This window comes from Streptomyces sp. NPDC003697 (genome assembly GCF_053587115.1).
The window spans coordinates 14,275-31,434 of record NZ_JBSFNN010000006.1; the positions used below are offsets into that span (position 1 = coordinate 14,275).

A 17,160-nucleotide genomic window follows, 5' to 3' on the forward strand; every position below is an offset into this window, starting at 1 on the left:
CCGAAGGCCCGGGATCCACGCCCTCCACAGGTGTCCGGCCGGTGCCCGTCGGTGATCCGCCGGCATCCGCTCGTGCCCTCCCTGTAAGCGTTCCGTGACCTCACCGCACCGACGGCAGGGGTTCACTTCCCGTTCACTCATGCCGTCTGGCCGATTCACCTGTTCTGCCTAATTTCGGCCTTACCCGGTGCGGAGTGCGGCCCGACAGGCACTCACGCGTCACGGGGAGACCGCAGCCTGAGAGCAGTGCCTCGCAGGGCTGACACGACTTCGCACGCCGCCCGCCGGCGGCTCCTGGAAGGAACACCCGAAAAGTGAAGCTTCAGCGCAAGAACCGGCTTCGCGCGATGTCCCTCGGTGCTGTCGCCGTCTCCGGCGCCCTGGCCCTGACGGCGTGCGGCTCCGACGACACGGGCGGCGGCAGCGGCACCAGCGCCCCGGCGTCCGCCCAGGCCGGCTCGGTCAAGTGCGACGACGCCAAGGGTCAGCTGCAGGCGTCGGGCTCCACCGCGCAGAAGAACGCGATCGACGCCTGGGTGAAGCAGTACACGCAGGCCTGCAAGAGCGTGCAGGTCAACTACAACCCGACGGGTTCGGGCGCCGGTATCACCGCGTTCCTGCAGGGCCAGACCGCGTTCGCCGGCTCGGACTCCCCGCTGAAGCCCGAAGAGGTCGCGCAGTCCAAGAAGGTCTGCTCCGGCGGCCGGGCGATCGACCTGCCCATGGTCGGCGGCCCGATCGCGGTCGGCTTCAACGTGCCGGGCGTGGACAGCCTGACCCTCGACGCGCCCACCCTCGCCAAGATCTTCAACGGCCGGATCACCAACTGGAACGACGCGGCGATCAAGAAGCTGAACCCGGGCGCCAAGCTTCCCGACCTGAAGATCCAGGCCTTCCACCGCTCCGACGAGTCCGGCACCACGGACAACTTCACCAAGTACCTGATCTCCCAGGCCAAGGCCGACTGGCCGTACGAGGGCGGCAAGGCCTGGCAGGCCAAGGGCGGCCAGTCCGCCCAGGGCTCCTCCGGCCTCGCCCAGCAGGTGAAGCAGACCTCCGGCGCCATCTCGTACTTCGAGCTCTCCTACGCCGCCGACGGCATCAAGACCGTCGACCTGAAGACCGCCGCCGCAGAGCCCGCCAAGGCGACCGCGGAGAACGCGTCCAAGGCCATCGCCTCCGCCAAGGTCGCCGGCACCGGCAACGACCTGGCGCTGCAGCTGAACTACAACCCGAGCGAGGCGGGCGCCTACCCGCTCACCCTCGTCACCTACGAGATCGTCTGCGACAAGGGCAACAAGGCCGGCACCCTGCCGACCACCAGGTCCTTCCTCAACTACATCGCCTCCGAGGACGGGCAGAAGATGCTCGCCGACGCGTCCTACGCCCCGATCCCCGACGAGATCATCGCCAAGGTCCGTACCACCATCGCGGGCCTGAGCTGACCTGAGTGTGCGGTCCGGCCCCACCCGCGGGCCGGGCCGCACCGTCCGGTGCACCGCCGCCTGGAGCCGCCCACCACGCGCGGCTCCGCAGACCGGAGATCCAGATGGACATACCGACACAGAAGAAGGACGCGCCCGCGTCGACCGCCCAGCCACCGGCCGTGGAGCGCGAGCGCGCCGCCCGGGGCACCACCCGGCCCGGAGACCGGATCTTCCTCGGCCTCTCCCGCGGGTCGGGCATCTTCCTGCTCGTGGTCATGGCCGCCATCGCGGTCTTCCTCGCCTACCGCGCCGCCCTGGCGATCGGCGAGGACCAGGGCAACTTCCTGACCAGCTTCGACTGGAACACCAGCATCGACCCGCCCGTCTTCGGCATCGCGGTGCTGGCCTTCGGCACGGCCGTCTCCTCGGTCGTCGCCATGGCGCTCGCCGTCCCGGTGGCGGTGGGCATCGCGCTGTTCCTCACCCACTACGCGCCGCGCCGGCTCAGCGGGCCCATCGCCTACGTGATCGACCTGCTCGCCGCGGTGCCGTCCATCGTGTACGGCCTGTGGGGCGCCCTGTTCCTGGTGCCGCGGCTGACCGGCCTGTACGGCTGGCTGGACCACTACCTCGGCTGGACCGGCATCCTCTCCTGGCAGGGCGGCGCGCCGCGCTCCCTGCTCACCGTGGGCATCCTGCTCGCGATCATGATCCTGCCGATCATCACGAACGTGAGCCGCGAGGTCTTCCGGCAGGTTCCGCGGATGCACGAGGAGGCGGCCCTGGCCCTCGGCGCCACGCGCTGGGAGGTCGTCCGCATGGCGGTGCTGCCCTTCGGCCGCTCCGGCGTGATCTCCGCATCCATGCTCGGCCTCGGCCGCGCGCTCGGCGAGACGATGGCCGTCGCCATCGTGCTCTCCCCGGCCTTCGACATCCAGGCCAGCCTGCTCGACCCGGGCGGCGGCACCTTCGCCCAGAACATCGCGAGCAAGTTCAGCGAGGCGACCCCGCTGGGCCAGGACGCCCTGATCGCCTCGGGTCTGGTGCTGTTCGTCATCACCCTGCTCGTCAACGGCGCGGCCCGGATGATCATCAACCGCCGCAAGGAGTACTCGGGGGCCAACGCATGAGCACCACAGCCGTCACCTCCCGCCGCGCGAGCAGCCTGCGCGGCGCGCGCCTGCCGAAGTGGTCGCCCTGGGTGATCGCCGCGGGCTCCGTCGCCGCCGCGGTCGGCATCGGCCTGGCCGCCGGCCTCCAGAGCAGGGTGCAGTGGGGCCTGATCGCCGCGGTCCTCTTCGTCGCCGGTACCTACGGCATCGCCGCGCGCGTCGAGGGCCGGCGCCAGGCCAAGGACCGCATCGCCACCGCCCTGGTCTGGGTCTGCTTCCTCCTGGCCGTCGTCCCGCTGGCCTCCGTGATCTGGGCGACCGTCGCGAGGGGCGTGAAGGTCCTCGACGGGTACTTCCTGACCCACTCGATGGGCGTCGTCGCCGACACCGAGCCCGGCGGCGGCATCTACCACGCGATCATCGGCACCCTGGAGCAGGTCGCCCTGGCCTCCCTGATCGCCGTGCCGGTCGGCGTCCTCACCGCGATCTACCTGGTGGAGTACGGGCGCGGCAGGCTGGCCCGGGCCGTCACCTTCTTCGTCGACGTCATGACGGGCATCCCGTCCATCGTCGCCGGGCTCTTCGTCCTCAGCTTCTGGATCCTGATCCTCGACATGGGCTACTCCGGCTTCGCCGGCGCGATGGCGCTGGCCATCCTGATGATGCCGGTGGTGGTCCGCTCCACCGAGGAGATGCTCAAGCTCGTCCCGAACGAGCTGCGCGAGGCCTCGCTGGCGCTGGGCGTGCCGAAGTGGCGCACCATCCTCAAGGTGGTCCTGCCGACGTCGGCCGGCGGCATCATCACCGGTGTGATGCTCGCGGTGGCGCGCATCACGGGCGAGACCGCCCCGGTGCTGCTGCTGGTGTGGAAGACGAGCCTGATCAACAACAACCCGTTCCGGGACCCGCAGGCGTCGCTGCCGCTGTACATCTACCAGCAGTACGCGAACAGCTCGGGTGCGGGCGCGGCCTACGACCGCGCCTGGGCGGCGGCGCTCACACTGATCGCCTTCGTCATGATCCTCAACCTCGTGGCCCGCGGCATCGCCCGCTGGAAGGCCCCGCGCTGACGATCCGCGGCCACCGCGCGTGGCCGGTCGCCGAGGCGACCATCCCCGGTTCCGTCGGGCGGGACCGAAAGCGACCGAGACTGGAAGTGAAGAAGTAGTCATGGCCAAGCGAATCGACGTCAGCGGACTGACCGCGTACTACGGCTCCCACAGGGCGATCGAGGACATCTCGATGACCGTCGAGCCGCGCTCGGTGACCGCGTTCATCGGCCCGTCCGGCTGCGGCAAGTCGACGTTCCTGCGCACGCTCAACCGCATGCACGAGGTCACCCCGGGCGGCCGCGTCGAGGGCAAGGTGCTCCTGGACGACGAGGACCTGTACGGCACCGGGATCGACCCGGTCTCCGTCCGCCGCGAGGTGGGCATGGTCTTCCAGCGGCCGAACCCCTTCCCGACGATGTCGATCTTCGACAACGTGGCGGCGGGTCTGCGGCTGAACGGCGGCCGCAGGAAGGGCGAGCTGGGCGACGTCGTCGAGAGGTCGCTGCGGGGCGCCAACCTCTGGAACGAGGTGAAGGACCGCCTGAACCGGCCGGGCTCGGGCCTGTCCGGCGGTCAGCAGCAGCGTCTGTGCATCGCACGGGCCATCGCGGTGGAGCCCAAGGTGCTGCTGATGGACGAGCCCTGCTCGGCGCTGGACCCGATCTCCACCCTGGCCATCGAGGACCTGATCGGCGAGCTGAAGCAGCGCTTCACGATCGTCATCGTGACGCACAACATGCAGCAGGCCGCGCGCGTGTCGGACCGTACGGCGTTCTTCAACCTCGCCGGGGTCGGTCAGCCCGGTCGGCTGGTCGAGATCGACGACACCGAGCGGATCTTCTCCAACCCGTCCGTCCAGGCGACGGAGGACTACATCTCGGGCCGCTTCGGCTGAGCCGGCGGCCGGGTGAGGCCCCTCGCGGTGCTGCATGGCGGTGCCACCGCGAGGACGCAGAAGGGCCCGCCCCCGGCTTGTGGGGGCGGGCCCGCTGTGGTGGGGCGAGGGGTCCGGTCGCCGGCCCTGGCCGACCGGTGCAGAAGCGTTTCGGCAGGAGTCGGCCGACGGACCCCGGTACCGCGTGTGCCGTCCGGGGTGAACCGTTTCAGCACGCATTCGGCGCGGAAGGCGCGCCCGGCGTGCGGCAGCTGCGCTGAACCGTTTCCGCAGGCGGCCCCCCGCCGGTCGGTCGGGGCACCCCCTAGAAGGCGAGGTCGAGGACCCCGAACGCCACCGCCGCCACCAGCGCGGCGGCCGGCATGGTGATGAACCAGCCGAGGACGATGTTCTTGGCGACGCCCCACCGCACGGCGTTCACGCGCTTCGTCGCGCCCACGCCCATGATCGCCGAGGTGATCACGTGGGTGGTCGAGATCGGGGCCTTGAACAGGAACGCCGTGGCGAACATGATCGACGCGCCGGTCGTCTCGGCGGCGAAGCCCTGCGGCGGGTCCAGTTCGATGATCTTCCGGCCGAGTGTGCGCATGATCCGCCAGCCGCCCGCGTAGGTGCCCAGCGACAGCATCATCGCGCAGACGATCTTCACCCAGACCGGGATCGGGTCGCCGTAGTCCTCCACGTCCGCGATGACCAGTGCCATCACCACGATGCCCATGGTCTTCTGGGCGTCCTGCAGACCGTGGCCGAGCGCCATGCCCGCGGCGGACACCGTCTGGGCTATGCGGAAGCCGCGCTTGGCCTTGTGGGGGTTGGCCTTGCGGAACAGCCACAGGATGGCCGTCATCACCAGGTATCCGATGATCAGGCCGACGACGGGCGAGATGAACATCGGCAGCACGATCTTGTCCAGCACGCCGCTCCAGTAGACCGTCGTGCCGCCGGCGAGGGCGGCGCCGACCATACCGCCGAACAGCGCGTGCGAGGAGGAGGAGGGCAGGCCGAAGTACCAGGTCGCCAGGTTCCAGACGATCGCGCCCACCAGGGCGGCGAAGAGGATGGCCATGCCCTTGGAGCCCTCGGGCGTCTGGATCAGGCCCTCGCTGACGGTCTTGGCGACCCCGCTGCCGAGGAAGGCGCCGGCGAGATTCATGACGGCCGCCATCGCCAGCGCCGCCCGGGGGGTGAGCGCCCGTGTCGAGACGGACGTCGCGATGGCGTTGGCGGAGTCGTGGAAGCCGTTGGTGTACGTGAAGAAGAGCGCGACTGCGATGGTCACGACCAGGGCGAAGGTGTCCATGGACGGGCTCAGGACTCCTTGACCGCGATGGTCTCCACCGTGTTCGCCACGTGCTCGAAGGCGTCCGCCGCCTCCTCCAGTACGTCCACGATCTGCTTCAGCTTGAGCACCTCGATCGCGTCGTACTTGCCGTTGAACAGGTGCGCCAGCAGCTTGCGGTGAATCTGGTCCGCCTGGTTCTCCAGGCGGTTCACCTCGATCCAGTACTCGGTGAGGTTGTCCATGGTCCGCAGGTTCGGCATGGCCTCGGCCGTCAGCTCCGCCGCCCGCGCCAGGACCTCGATCTGCTGCTCGACGCCCTTGGGCAGCTCCTCGACGTTGTAGAGGACGACCAGGTCGACGGCCTCCTCCATGAAGTCCATGATGTCGTCGAGGGACGACGCGAGGGAGTAGATGTCCTCGCGGTCGAACGGCGTGATGAACGAGGAGTTCAGCTGGTGGAAGATCGCGTGGGTGGCGTCGTCACCCGCGTGTTCCGCTGCCCGCATGCGCTCCGCGATCTCGGCCCGGGCGGAGGTGTCCGCCCCGAGCAGTTCCATCAGGAGTTTCGAGCCGGTGACGATGTTGTCCGCGGACGCGGCGAACATGTCGTAGAAGCTCGTCTCCCTGGGGGTCAGACGAAAGCGCACGTGTGGTCCTCGGTCTGCTTCGGTTTTCGGTCAGGCTGATGCTAGGCGCATCATCCGGCCACGGCTATCGGGCCGCCCTCCAGTGTCGCCCATCGCGTGCAGTGGTTCGCATGTGGGTCTCACCACGGCCGCTCCGGCGACCCCGTCGGGCATCGGCCGAGGCCCGTATACCCAACGAAATTCGGTACCATATACCCGGCAGGGGTATATGTCTGGAGCTGGAGGACGCGATGACGACCACCGAGGCCGGCGCGGCGGCGCCCTCCGAGGACACCGGGGCCGTGGTGACCGACCACGACCGCGGCATTCACGGGTACCACCACCAGAAGGACGAACACCTGAAGCGGCTGCGCCGCATCGAGGGCCAGATCCGCGGCCTGCAGCGGATGGTCGACGAGGGCGTCTACTGCATCGACATACTCACCCAGGTGTCCGCCTCCACGAAGGCCCTGCAGTCCTTCGCCCTGCAGCTGCTGGAGGAGCACCTGCGTCACTGCGTCGCCGACGCGGCCCTGAAGGGCGGCGACGAGATCGACGCCAAGGTGGAGGAGGCCACGAAGGCCATCGGGCGGCTGCTGCGCACCTGACGCGGCGCGTGGGTGCCGCCCCGCCCGGGGCGGGGCGGCGCGCGCCCCTGCGCGGTGGCGGCGCCCGCCCCCGCGGAGGCCGGTGTCGTGCGGCGCCCGGTCACCCGGCGGAGGCCGCCCGGCGTTCCTCGGCCACCTTCAGCACCTCGTCGATGCTCTCCAGGCTGAGCCGCTCCTCGGCCTCCGAGGCCGCGATGATCAGCTCTCCGCACAGCTCTATCTCGGCCAGCGCCACGTGGTCCTGAACTGCCGTACCGCCGACCGGAGCCACGTGCGTCACCTCTTCCTAGCCGTCACCGGCTTCCTAGGGTAGGCAGCGCTCCACGCACCGCGCATGGCACGGAAGGGCTAGTTCGCCGGTCATTTCCCCGCCCGTCTCCCGGTTCATCCCTCGGCGATCCGGCCGGCGTAGATGTCGTCGGGACGGGGCAGCCGCACGGTCACGGGGGTGCCGAAGCCGTACAGCAGCGTCGTCGAGAACACCGCGACGGTGCCCCTCCGCTGCCCGTTGACGAAGCTGAAGCGCTGCCGGATCTTGCGGACGCGCCCCCCGTCGTCGAGATACACGTCGAAGGGGACCTCGGCCGTGGCGAAGCCCTTCGCCGCCGCCTCCAGCGCCGCCGCGGCCGCCGCGGAGGCGTTCTCCGCGGCCAGAGCGAGATCCGCCGTGCCGCGGTAGTGCCGCACCGAGGTCCCCGCCACCTCCGTCCGCCCGAGGTACGTCGCCGCGCGCGTCCCGCGCAGCACCTCGGCGGCGGCGAGCGGGTCGGTGGCGCCGCCGGTGACGAGATTGCCGTCGGACGACGTGGCGGTGTCCACCCGCACCCACTTGTCGGCCGGCACCCCCGCCCCCCGGTTCTTCATGTAGAGGGCTCCGGGCGCCAGCAGTTCGGTGATCGGCCGGTGCTCGGGCGCCCCGGCCGGGTCCTGCGGCAGCACCACCGTCAGCCGCCCCAGTTGTCTGCGGAAGTCGTAGGCGCCCTCACCGCGGATCGTCACCCGGGTCCCGCCGGCGGCCATCTCCATCGACGTACGGGTCCGGGAACTGCCCGCCCGCAGCAGCGTGTCGGCGGCGTCGCGCAGGGACCGCACCGGATCGGACGCCGCGCGCGCGTCCTCGGCGGCGACACCACTGCCGGAGCACCCGGTGGCGCACACGCAGACCACCAGCGCCGCGGCGAGGACCGTGCCGCCGGCACCGCGCCGGGTCCTCGACCCGGCTCGTGCAGGGGGGACCACCGTCTGCCGCCGCTCCGTCATCGCCTGCCTACCCCCAGCCGGTACGTCCGTCACGGGCCCCCCTTCCGGGTTAACGACGGGTAAGGGGGCCCGTCACGCACCGGCGCGGGCACGGGCGCGGCGGACCGGCACCGGCCGTTCACCCGGCCTCGGTACGGTGGTGGGCGTGGCACAGCAGGAGGGGCTCGGCCCTGCCCCCGAGGACCTGGAACACCGCACGACGACCGCCGAACAGGGGCGCTTCTGCGTGGCCCGCTGCAGCTGCGGCTGGCGCGGTCCCGCCCGCCGCGCCCGGAGCCTGGCCCGCTCGGACGCGGAGGGACACGGGGCGGGGCCCTGAGCGGGTGCGCGGGCCGTCGAGCGGTGCGCCGCGCTCCGGGGCGCGTGGCGGCCGGTCAGGCGGGCGGTGGTGGCGCCGGCAGCTCGTCGAGCAGGTCGCGGTCGCGGGCCTGGGTCAGGCGGCCGCGGGCCCGCGCCGGCGGAAGCCACAGCAGGCGGTCCACCTCGCGGTTGGGCGTGAAGCGGCCCCCGGTGGCCTCGGCCGCCCAGTAGCGGACCTGTTTGGGGCGGCCGTTCGCCAGGTAGCGGACGGTGCTCAGCTCGGCGCCGGGGACGGCGGTGTACCCCGTCTCCTCCGCGACCTCGCGCAGGGCTCCCGCGAGCGGGTCCTCGCCCTGCTCCAGCTTCCCCTTCGGGTGCGACCAGTCGTCGTACTTGGGCCGGTGGACGAGGCAGACCTCCAGGCCGCCGTCCACCGGGGAGCGGCGCCAGAGCACGCAGCCCGCCGCCTGGACCGTGGTGCCGTTCGCGCGTGTCACGGGGTCGTCCACGCCCTCCTGCCTCCTTCACCGCGTCTCCGGTCGTGCGACGTCCCATCGGGCCGGGGGCCGTCAGGAGGCGCCGGCCGTCTCCTTCTGCCACGACTGCTGGAAGGCGAACCGGGCCGCCTCCACCTCGTGCCGCTGGTCGGCGTGCAGGACACCGAGCACGTACGCCGTCGCCGGGGCGATGCGGGGCGTACGGGCCGCCGACGCCGCGGCCGCCGCGGCCTCCGAGGCGTCGCGGTGCCGGTCGAGGGCCCGACCCGCCGTCATCAGCCGCACGTCGGCGCGTACTTCGCCGCCGTACAGGACCTCCAGGGCGTACCGGTGCAGCCGCAGCAGCAGGCGGACCTGGTGCCAGGGCGCATCCTGGGGGTGCGGGGCGGAGTCCGGGGACAGGCCGTGGGCCAGCGCCTCCGCGTTGTAGGGGCTGCCGGCGGTGACCAGGGGCAGCGCGGCGACGGCCTCCGTCAGGCGTTCCTCGGCGGCGGCGGCCGGCGCGCGCAGGTCGGCGGTGGCCGCCGCGGGCGTCAGCGGGACGTCGCTGGCGAGGACGGCGACCCGGTCGGCGACGGCGTGGAAGCGGCTGGAGCCGAGGGCCTGGAGGGCGGTGGAGTGGGCCCGGGTACGGGCGAGGGTGAGCCGGCGGTCCAGGAGCGCGCCCGCCTTCGCCGCGCCGGCCGTCAGGTTGCCGCGGTCCCAGGAAGCCGTGGGCGGGGAGACCGGGCCGGCGGCGGGTGCCTCCCCCGGGTCGTCCGGACCGGGGGAGCCGCCGGCGCGCGCCCTCCCTGCGGGATCCGCGGCGGACTCCACCGCCGCGGAGGCGCCGGCCTGGCGGCCGGCCGCGGCGGATACGACCGCCGGCTCGCCGGCCGCGGTCTCCGGCCGGGGTGGCAGGGGGGAGACGCCCGAGAGCCGGTGCAGGGCCAGCAGGAGGCGGTCCAGACCGGCCTGGCAGGCGTATTCGCGGGCCAGCGTGCCCGACACCCAGGCAAGTTCGGGACGCAGCTCCGCCGCCCAGCGCTCCTCGAGGAGCGGGCGGAAGGTGTGCAGGCTGCCGCTGATGCGGCGGGCCGAGCGGCGCAGGGCGCGGGCCGCGTCGGCGGATCCCTCCGCGGCGGCGGCCGGCCCGGTCTCCCGGTGCAGGCGCAGCGCGCGGAGGAACTCCGTGGCCTGGGCCCGCAGATAGCCCGCGAGGGCATCCGCGGTGGGGACGCCGCCGTGGTCGCGGGAGCTCGCCCGCTCCGGCGGAGCCGCGGCCGGGCCGCGGGCCGGGGAGGGCGCGGCCGCGCGGTCCGCCGGGTCAAGGTTTCGTGTTGCCACGCCGGCGCCTCCGGGCGTCTATGAGCATCTCCTGGATGTTGCGCAGGGGGTGTCCGTCGGCGTCGGTCGCGTGCCGGGTCCACTCGCCGTCCGGGCCCAGGTGCCAGGAGGCGGTGGTGTCGGACATGCCGGTCTCCAGGAGCCGGTTCAGGGCGGCCCGGTGGGCGGGGTCGACGACCCGGACCAGGGCCTCGATCCGGCGGTCGAGGTTGCGGTGCATCATGTCGGCGCTGCCGATCCACACCTCGGGCTCGCCGCCGTTGCCGAAGGCGAAGACCCGCGAGTGCTCCAGGAAGCGGCCGAGGATGGACCGTACGCGGATGTTCTCGGACAGCCCGGTGACGCCGGGCCGCAGGGCACAGATGCCGCGCACCCACACGTCGACGGGCACCCCGGCCTGCGACGCGCCGTACAGGGCGTCGATGACCGCCTCGTCGACCATCGAGTTGACCTTGATGCGGATGAAGGCGGGGCGTCCGGCGCGGTGGTGCTGGACCTCCTTGTTGATCCGCGCGACGAGGCCGTCCCGCAGGGACTTGGGCGCGACCAGCAGCCGGCGGTAGGTCTCCCGGCGGGAGTAGCCCGAGAGCCGGTTGAACAGGTCGGACAGGTCCGCGCCGACCTGCGGGTCGGCGGTCAGCAGCCCGAGGTCCTCGTACAGGCGGGCCGTCTTCGGGTGGTAGTTGCCGGTGCCGACGTGGCTGTAGCGGCGGAGGGTGTCGCCCTCCTGGCGGACCACCAGGGACAGCTTGCAGTGCGTCTTCAGGCCGACCAGGCCGTAGACGACGTGGCAGCCGGCCTCCTCCAGCTTGCGCGCCCACTTGATGTTGGCGTGCTCGTCGAAGCGGGCCTTGATCTCGACCAGGACGAGGACCTGCTTGCCGGACTCGGCGGCGTCGATGAGCGCGTCGACTATGGGGGAGTCGCCGGAGGTCCGGTACAGGGTCTGCTTGATGGCGAGCACGGCCGGGTCGGCGGCGGCCTGCTCCAGGAAGGCCTGCACCGAGGTGGAGAACGAGTCGTAGGGATGGTGCAGCAGCACGTCCCGGCTGCGCAGCGCGGCGAAGATGTCCGGCGGGGACGCCGACTCCACCTCGGCCAGGTCGCGGTGGGTGCCGGCGATGAACGCGGGGTACTTCAGGTCGGGCCGGTCGAGGCTGTGGATGCGGAAGAGGCCGGTGAGGTCGAGGGGGCCGGGCAGCGGGTACACCTCGGCCTCGCTGATCTTCAGCTCCCGTACGAGGAGGTCCAGCACCTCGCGGTCGATGGACTCCTCGACCTCCAGGCGCACCGGCGGCCCGAAGCGGCGCCGCATGAGCTCCTTCTCCAGGGCCTGGAGAAGGTTCTCGGCGTCGTCCTCCTCGACCTCCAGGTCCTCGTTGCGGGTGAGGCGGAAGGTGTGGCTCTCCAGCACCTCCATGCCGGGGAACAGCTCCTCCAGGTGCGCGGCGATGACGTCCTCGACGGGGACGTACCGGCCGGGGGAGCACTCCAGGAAGCGGGACAGCAGCGGCGGCACCTTCACCCGGGCGAAGTGGTTGTGGCCGGTGACGGGGTTGCGCACGACGACGGCCAGGTTCAGGGACAGGCCGGAGATGTACGGGAACGGGTGCGCCGGGTCGACCGCCAGCGGGGTCAGCACGGGGAAGATCTGGTGCCGGAAGAGCGTGAACAGGCGGGCCTGCTCCTTCTCCGTCAGCTCGTTCCAGCGGACCAGGTGGATGCCCTCTTCCGCGAGGGCGGGGGCGACGTCCTCGTGGTAGCAGGCGGCGTGCCGGGCCATGAGCTCGCGGGAGCGGGCCCAGATCATCTCCAGCACCTCGCGGGGCTGCAGACCGGAGGCGGACCGGGTGGCGACCCCTGTCGCGATGCGCCGCTTCAGACCGGCGACCCGGACCATGAAGAACTCGTCCAGGTTGCTGGCGAAGATCGCGAGGAAGTTGGCACGTTCGAGCAGGGGCGTGGCGGGGTCCTCGGCGAGTTCGAGGACGCGCTCGTTGAACGCGAGCCAGCTGCGCTCCCGGTCCAGGAACCGGCCCTGGGGCAGCTGCGCCTCGTCGCCGCGCGACTCGTCGTACCCGCCGAGGTCGGAGTCGAGGTCGGGTTCCAGGTCGGAGACCGTGGCCGCCACGGTGTGCGGGCGGTGCGCGGCGATCGAGCCCACGGAGGGCTGGGCGTGCTGGATGGCCTCGTGGCCCACGGCGCCCGTCCGCAGGGTGCCGGTGGGGGACGGGTTGGCCTGTGCCTGGCTGTCTGGCTGCCTCATGACGTCATTCTTCCGCGTCCGGCCCCAGTCAGGCGCGTCGGACAGGGCGCGGGCGGGCGCGGGGGCGGGGGACTCCGCGGCCGGCCGGGGCCGCGGGCGGCGGGCGGGAGCGTCCCCGTTCCCGGCGGCCCCCTCCGGGGGCGGCGAAGGCGCTGGCACGGCGGGCTTCATTCGCCGAGCGTCGCAAGCCCGTCTGAACCGGCGGTTACGGCGACGTGACGTGCGGGACAGCGGGGGGCGGCTCGCGGGGGCCGCGGCGGCCGGGGTCCCTGGGCGGCCGGGGCGCGGTGTGGCCGGCGCGCTCACGCTGGAGGCAGCCGCGATCGCCGCGTGCGCGTCGGCCCTGGCCGCGGCCGCGATACGGCTGGGCGCCACGACCCGGCCGGGCGACCGCACGGCGCTCACGCAGCTCGCCCGGGCCCTCGCCGCGCTGCTGCCGCCGCGCCGGTGGAGCCTGCTGGTGGTGTCGAAGGACCCGAACCGGGCGGCCGCCCACGGAGGGCGGGCGGCGGTCCTCGCCCTGGCCGTGCTGACCTGGGGCTGTGCCTGCCGGAGCCCCTGCGGCGCCGGTCGGCCCTCCGGCGAGGGTCAGTCCTCCGCCGCCGGTCCGCCGCGGGCGCGTCCGGCGGCTGAGGCCGGACCGGCCGGGGGCGGTCAGGTCTCCGTGCGGTACATCAGGTCCGTCTCGTACGTGACGAAGCCCATGCGTTCGTAGACGGACACCGCCGCCTTGTTGTCGGCGTCGACGTAGAGCATCGCCGTCGGCAGGCCCCGGTCCGCCAGGTGACGCAGGCCGATCACGGTGAGGGCCTTGCCGAGGCCACCGCCCTGGGACCCGGGGCGGACGCCCAGGACGTACACCTCGCCCAGCCGCTCCCGCGCGTGGGTCTTGGTCCAGTGGAAGCCGACGAGCCGGCCCTCGCGCTCGGCGAGGAAGAAGCCGTCGGGGTCGAACCAGGCCTCCGCCTTGCGGTCGTCGAGGTCCCGCTGGGTGAGCGCGCCCTGCTCGGGGTGGTGCGCGAACGCCTCGGCGTTCACGGCCAGCCACGCGGCGTCGTCCTGGCCCGGGACGAAGGTGCGCACCGTCACCCCGTCCGGCAGCACCGGGTCGGGCAGCGCGAAGTGGCTCAACGGCCGACGCATCTGGCGCAGTTCGCGGAACAGGGTCAGTCCGAGCACCTGGGCGAGGTGCCGGGCGGCGGAGTGCCCGCCGTGCGCCCACACCCGCAGCCGCTTGCCGGAGACGCCGAGCAGCGCCATACCGAGCGCGCGTCCGTGCCCGTGCCCGCGGTGGGCCGGGTGGACGACCAGCTCGGCGGCCGGCGCCTCCACCGGGTCGGTGTCCTCCAGCTGGGCGTAGCCGACGAGTTCGCCGGCGACGGTCAGGAGCAGATGGGAGACGCCCGTGCGGGCGCCGCCGCGCAGCTGCAGCCGGCCCTGTTCGGACACCGCCTGCTGACCGTCGGCGCGGGCGGCGTCCGCCAGCAGTGCGAGGACGGCTTCGGCCTGGTCCGGGGAGAGCGCGCCGAGGGTCTCGATGGAGCGGGCGATCGGTGCGGGGTCGTCGCTGGTCATGCGTATGAGGGTAAGGCGCCGCAGTCCCGAGCAGCCCCGCCGTGCGCCGGCGGCCCGCCCGGGTTCCGCGGGTCCGGGGTCTGCGGCCTGTCCGGGTCCCGGGTCGGTGGTCGGGCCGGGTTTCGCGGGTCCGGGGTTCGCGGCCTGTCCGGGTCCCGGGTCGGTGGTCGGGCCGGGTTCCGCGGGTCCGGGGTCTGCGGCCTGTCCGGGTCCCGGGTCGGTGGTCGTGCCGGGTTTCGCAGGTCCCGCACCCCCGGCCCGCCGTCTCGCAGGTCCCGCGTCCGTGGGCCCGCCGTCTCGCCGGTCCCGCGTCCGTCGGCCCGCCGCGTCGCCGGTTCCGCGGGCGGGTCGCCGTCACGGCACCTCCGGCGGCGGGGTCGGTGCGCCCGGCAGGCGAAGCGTCGCCACCGTGCCGCCGCCGTCGGCCGGGGCCAGGGACACCTCGCCGCCGGCCTGCTGGACCGTGCGGGCGACGATCGACAGGCCGAGACCGGAGCCCGGCAGGGCCCGCGCGCCGGGCGAGCGCCAGAAGCGGTCGAAGACGTGCGGGAGTTCCTCGGCGGGGATGCCGGGCCCGTAGTCCCGCACGGTCAGCACGCCCCGGTCGAGGACGACCTCGACCTTGCCGCCCTCCGGGCTGAACTTCACCGCGTTGTCCAGGACGTTGACTACCGCCCGTTCCAGCGCGGACGGCTCCGCCCGGCTGTACCAGGGGGCCAGGTCCGCCATGATCGTCAGCTCCGGTCCGCGCAGCCGGGCCCGCCGCAGCGCCGCCGTCACGGTGTCGTGGACCGCGACCACCTGCACGCGTTCGCCGCGCTGCCCCTCCGACCGGGACAGCTCCTGCAAGTCACCGATCAGCGCGGCGAGTTCCGTCATCTGCGCCTTCACCGACGCCAGCAGCGCCTTGCGGTCCGGCTCGGGGATCGGGCGGCCGGTCTCCTCGCTTCGGGTGAGCAGTTCGATGTTGGTCCGCAGGGAGGTGAGCGGGGTGCGCAGCTCGTGGCCGGCGTCCGCGATGAGCTGCTGCTGCAGGTCCCGCGAGCTGGCCAGTGCCGACGTCATCGAGTTGAAGGAGTGCGACAGGCGGGCGACCTCGTCCTCGCTGGCGTCCTCCACGGGGATGCGGATGGTCAGGTCCTCGGTGCGGGCGACCTGCTCGACCGCCTCGGTGAGCCGGTCGACGGGCCGCAGCCCGGCACGGGCGACCGCGAGGCCCGCGGCCCCGGCACCGACGACCCCGACGCCCGAGACCAGCAGGAGCAGCAGTGCGAGGTCCTTGAGCGTGTTCTGGGTCTCCTCGAGGGACACGCCCACCACGAGGGCGACGCCCGCGTAGACCTGGTCGCCCGGGCCCGGTGCGGGGACGGCCATGGCGGCCACCCGGACGTCGTTGCCCCGGGTGTCGGTGGTGTCGTGGAGGAAGCGCAGGCGCGGGTCGGTGTTCTCGGTGGCCTTCCGGTCGGTCGCCGTCGTCCTCAGCTCGCCGACGGAACCGGGGACGGAGCAGGACTTGCCGCTGTCCGTGACCACCTGCAGGTAGTAGTAGAACTGGGTCCGCCGGTCCGGGGCGGAGCCGCCGGCCGCCCCGCCGCAGTTGGCGACGATCCCCGGCATCTCGTCGCTCAGCAGGCGGCTGTTGTAGTTCACCAGCCGGTCGTCGATCTGCTTCAGCAACTGGTCGCGGACCACGAACCAGCACGTCACCGACACCGCCGCGACCGCGAACGCCACCGCCGCCGCCACGAGCAGGGCCAGCCGGGAGCGGATCGGCAGCGAGCGGAACCGGCGTACCGCCCTGTTCACTCGGCGCCGCCCTGGCGCAGGACGTAGCCGACGCCGCGGACGGTGTGCACGAGCCGCGGCTCGCCCCCCGCCTCGGTCTTGCGGCGCAGGTACATCACATACACGTCGAGGGAGTTCGACGACGGTTCGAAGTCGAAGCCCCAGACCGCCTTGAGGATCTGCTCCCGGGTGAGGACCTGGCGCGGGTGGGCCATGAACATCTCGAGGAGCGTGAACTCCGTGCGGGTCAGCTCCACCGGCCGCGCGCCGCGGGTGACCTCGCGGGTGGCGAGGTCCATGCGCAGGTCGGCGAAGGCGAGGACGTCGGTGTCGTCGGCCGCGCCCGCCACGGCCGCCGCGTAGGAGCTGCGTCGCAGCAGCGCGCGGATGCGGGCGAACAGCTCGTCGAGTTCGAACGGCTTGACCAGGTAGTCGTCGGCGCCCGCGTCCAGCCCGGTGACCCGGTCGCCCACCGTGTCGCGGGCCGTCAGCATGAGGATGGGTGTCGTGTCGCCGGTGCCGCGGATGCGGCGGGCGGCGGTGAGGCCGTCCATGCGCGGCATCTGGATGTCGAGGACCAGCAGGTCGGGCTTGTACGCGGTGGCCCTCTCCAGCGCGTCCGCGCCGTCGACGGCGACCTCGGTGTCGTATCCCTCGAAGGCGAGGCTGCGCTGGAGGGCTTCGCGCACCGCGGGCTCGTCGTCGACGATCAGGATGCGCTGGGGGTCACGGTCGCCGTCTGCGGGGCTCATCGCTCGCTGTTCCTCGGGGCGGTGGGGTACGGGACGAATCTCAGCCTCGCATGTTTCGGGGGTACCGGGGTGATGCGGACGGGGGGCGCCCCCCGGGGGCGCCCCCGAGGGGCACGGGCCGGCGGGGCTCAGCCCCGAACGGCCGTCAGCCGCCTCAGCGGCACCTTGTGGCGGTGGTGGCGGACGGCGGAGGTGCGCAGTCCCATCAGCTCCGGGACCGCCACCTCGGGGGTCCGGGCCGTCTCGGGGCTCCGGGCAGCGTCGGGCGTCCGGGTCGCCGGGCGGGGCAGCTCGTCCGTCACGGAAGGGGACAGGGCGACGCGGGCGGGGTCGGTCGTGACGATGGTGCCGGTGGTCTCGTGCATCACCTGCTGGATCATGTCGTTCTCCTTCTCGA

At 72.8% G+C, this 17,160-nt stretch carries 18 protein-coding genes; 7 read left to right on the forward strand and 11 right to left on the reverse strand.

The features are described from left to right. Positions 1-314: 314 nt before the first annotated feature. The 4 genes from pstS to pstB all read left to right on the forward strand — a co-directional run bounded on the left by pstS (position 315) and on the right by pstB (position 4,486). Positions 315-1,445: a phosphate ABC transporter substrate-binding protein PstS gene (gene pstS / locus ACWDNY_RS03765; RefSeq protein ID WP_451644081.1), complete on the forward strand. Its 1,131-nt coding sequence runs from the start codon at positions 315-317 to the stop codon at positions 1,443-1,445. A gap of 104 nt (positions 1,446-1,549) precedes the next feature. Then, positions 1,550-2,557: a phosphate ABC transporter permease subunit PstC gene (gene pstC, locus ACWDNY_RS03770; RefSeq protein WP_451644082.1), complete on the forward strand. Its 1,008-nt coding sequence runs from the start codon at positions 1,550-1,552 to the stop codon at positions 2,555-2,557. After that, positions 2,554-3,609 (forward strand): phosphate ABC transporter permease PstA, encoded by a 1,056-nt coding sequence (pstA, locus tag ACWDNY_RS03775; RefSeq protein WP_451644083.1) that lies wholly within the window; start codon positions 2,554-2,556, stop codon positions 3,607-3,609. The genes pstC and pstA overlap by 4 nt, the downstream gene beginning before the upstream one ends. A gap of 100 nt (positions 3,610-3,709) precedes the next feature. Next, a complete protein-coding gene (pstB, locus tag ACWDNY_RS03780; protein WP_451644084.1) occupies positions 3,710-4,486 on the forward strand; it encodes a phosphate ABC transporter ATP-binding protein PstB in 777 nt (258 codons plus the stop codon). 304 nt (positions 4,487-4,790) lie between these two features. On the opposite strand, the gene ACWDNY_RS03785 is transcribed toward pstB, so the two are convergent. Both ACWDNY_RS03785 and ACWDNY_RS03790 read right to left on the reverse strand, forming a co-directional pair. Next, the gene (locus tag ACWDNY_RS03785; protein ID WP_451644085.1) at positions 4,791-5,786 is read right to left on the reverse strand and encodes an anion permease; all 996 of its coding nucleotides are present in this window, start codon (positions 5,784-5,786) and stop codon (positions 4,791-4,793) included. A gap of 8 nt (positions 5,787-5,794) precedes the next feature. Further along, complete coding sequence (locus ACWDNY_RS03790; protein WP_188289463.1) at positions 5,795-6,415, reverse strand: DUF47 domain-containing protein; 621 nt, start codon at positions 6,413-6,415, stop codon at positions 5,795-5,797. A 230-nt stretch (positions 6,416-6,645) separates the two neighbouring features. Between ACWDNY_RS03790 and ACWDNY_RS03795 the strand changes: the two genes are divergently transcribed. After that, positions 6,646-7,002, forward strand: coding sequence for a metal-sensitive transcriptional regulator (locus ACWDNY_RS03795; RefSeq protein WP_451644086.1), 357 nt, complete (start codon positions 6,646-6,648; stop codon positions 7,000-7,002). Between the two features lie 100 nt (positions 7,003-7,102). On the opposite strand, the gene ACWDNY_RS03800 is transcribed toward ACWDNY_RS03795, so the two are convergent. Further along, on the reverse strand, positions 7,103-7,282 hold the full coding sequence (locus ACWDNY_RS03800; RefSeq protein WP_451644087.1) for a hypothetical protein: 180 nt from the start codon (positions 7,280-7,282) through the stop codon (positions 7,103-7,105). Positions 7,283-7,386: 104 nt separating this feature from the next. Then, the gene (locus tag ACWDNY_RS03805; RefSeq protein ID WP_451644088.1) at positions 7,387-8,262 is read right to left on the reverse strand and encodes a hypothetical protein; all 876 of its coding nucleotides are present in this window, start codon (positions 8,260-8,262) and stop codon (positions 7,387-7,389) included. Positions 8,263-8,407: 145 nt separating this feature from the next. Between ACWDNY_RS03805 and ACWDNY_RS03810 the strand changes: the two genes are divergently transcribed. Then, positions 8,408-8,581, forward strand: coding sequence for a hypothetical protein (locus ACWDNY_RS03810; RefSeq protein ID WP_451644089.1), 174 nt, complete (start codon positions 8,408-8,410; stop codon positions 8,579-8,581). A gap of 55 nt (positions 8,582-8,636) precedes the next feature. On the opposite strand, the gene ACWDNY_RS03815 is transcribed toward ACWDNY_RS03810, so the two are convergent. Genes ACWDNY_RS03815 through ACWDNY_RS03825 form a run of 3 tightly spaced genes read right to left on the reverse strand, consistent with a single transcriptional unit; the run spans position 8,637 to position 12,651 of the window. Continuing rightward, positions 8,637-9,071 carry an NUDIX hydrolase gene (locus tag ACWDNY_RS03815; protein WP_451644090.1) on the reverse strand — a complete coding sequence of 145 codons (435 nt, stop codon included), beginning with the start codon at positions 9,069-9,071 and terminating at the stop codon, positions 8,637-8,639. A gap of 60 nt (positions 9,072-9,131) precedes the next feature. Continuing rightward, a complete protein-coding gene (locus ACWDNY_RS03820; RefSeq protein ID WP_451644091.1) occupies positions 9,132-10,385 on the reverse strand; it encodes a CHAD domain-containing protein in 1,254 nt (417 codons plus the stop codon). Next, the gene (locus ACWDNY_RS03825) at positions 10,366-12,651 is read right to left on the reverse strand and encodes an RNA degradosome polyphosphate kinase (RefSeq protein ID WP_451644092.1); all 2,286 of its coding nucleotides are present in this window, start codon (positions 12,649-12,651) and stop codon (positions 10,366-10,368) included. Before ACWDNY_RS03825 ends, ACWDNY_RS03820 begins: the two co-directional genes overlap by 20 nt. 289 nt (positions 12,652-12,940) lie before the next feature. Between ACWDNY_RS03825 and ACWDNY_RS03830 the strand changes: the two genes are divergently transcribed. Then, on the forward strand, positions 12,941-13,366 hold the full coding sequence (locus tag ACWDNY_RS03830; RefSeq protein WP_451644093.1) for a hypothetical protein: 426 nt from the start codon (positions 12,941-12,943) through the stop codon (positions 13,364-13,366). On the opposite strand, the gene mshD is transcribed toward ACWDNY_RS03830, so the two are convergent. The 4 genes from mshD to ACWDNY_RS03850 all read right to left on the reverse strand — a co-directional run bounded on the left by mshD (position 13,306) and on the right by ACWDNY_RS03850 (position 17,143). Further along, the gene (mshD, locus tag ACWDNY_RS03835) at positions 13,306-14,226 is read right to left on the reverse strand and encodes a mycothiol synthase (RefSeq protein ID WP_451644094.1); all 921 of its coding nucleotides are present in this window, start codon (positions 14,224-14,226) and stop codon (positions 13,306-13,308) included. The genes ACWDNY_RS03830 and mshD overlap by 61 nt on opposite strands. 354 nt (positions 14,227-14,580) lie before the next feature. After that, the gene (locus ACWDNY_RS03840) at positions 14,581-16,032 is read right to left on the reverse strand and encodes a HAMP domain-containing sensor histidine kinase (protein WP_451644095.1); all 1,452 of its coding nucleotides are present in this window, start codon (positions 16,030-16,032) and stop codon (positions 14,581-14,583) included. Then, the gene (locus tag ACWDNY_RS03845; protein WP_451644096.1) at positions 16,029-16,763 is read right to left on the reverse strand and encodes a response regulator transcription factor; all 735 of its coding nucleotides are present in this window, start codon (positions 16,761-16,763) and stop codon (positions 16,029-16,031) included. Before ACWDNY_RS03845 ends, ACWDNY_RS03840 begins: the two co-directional genes overlap by 4 nt. 128 nt (positions 16,764-16,891) lie before the next feature. Beyond that, positions 16,892-17,143: a hypothetical protein gene (locus ACWDNY_RS03850; protein WP_451644097.1), complete on the reverse strand. Its 252-nt coding sequence runs from the start codon at positions 17,141-17,143 to the stop codon at positions 16,892-16,894. Between the last annotated feature and the right edge of the window lie 17 nt (positions 17,144-17,160).

Excerpts from the sequence above, each read along its gene's own strand:
- ACWDNY_RS03795 (WP_451644086.1), top strand. The coding sequence starts at position 6,646 with ATGACGACCACCGAGGCCGGCGCGGCGGCGCCCTCCGAGGACACCGGG.
- ACWDNY_RS03785 (WP_451644085.1), bottom strand. The coding sequence starts at position 5,786 with ATGGACACCTTCGCCCTGGTCGTGACCATCGCAGTCGCGCTCTTCTTC.
- pstA (WP_451644083.1), top strand. The coding sequence starts at position 2,554 with ATGAGCACCACAGCCGTCACCTCCCGCCGCGCGAGCAGCCTGCGCGGC.
- ACWDNY_RS03825 (WP_451644092.1), bottom strand. The coding sequence starts at position 12,651 with ATGAGGCAGCCAGACAGCCAGGCACAGGCCAACCCGTCCCCCACCGGC.
- ACWDNY_RS03805 (WP_451644088.1), bottom strand. The coding sequence starts at position 8,262 with ATGACGGAGCGGCGGCAGACGGTGGTCCCCCCTGCACGAGCCGGGTCG.
- pstC (WP_451644082.1), top strand. The coding sequence starts at position 1,550 with ATGGACATACCGACACAGAAGAAGGACGCGCCCGCGTCGACCGCCCAG.
- pstB (WP_451644084.1), top strand. The coding sequence starts at position 3,710 with ATGGCCAAGCGAATCGACGTCAGCGGACTGACCGCGTACTACGGCTCC.
- ACWDNY_RS03850 (WP_451644097.1), bottom strand. The coding sequence starts at position 17,143 with ATGATCCAGCAGGTGATGCACGAGACCACCGGCACCATCGTCACGACC.
- mshD (WP_451644094.1), bottom strand. The coding sequence starts at position 14,226 with ATGACCAGCGACGACCCCGCACCGATCGCCCGCTCCATCGAGACCCTC.
- ACWDNY_RS03845 (WP_451644096.1), bottom strand. The coding sequence starts at position 16,763 with ATGAGCCCCGCAGACGGCGACCGTGACCCCCAGCGCATCCTGATCGTC.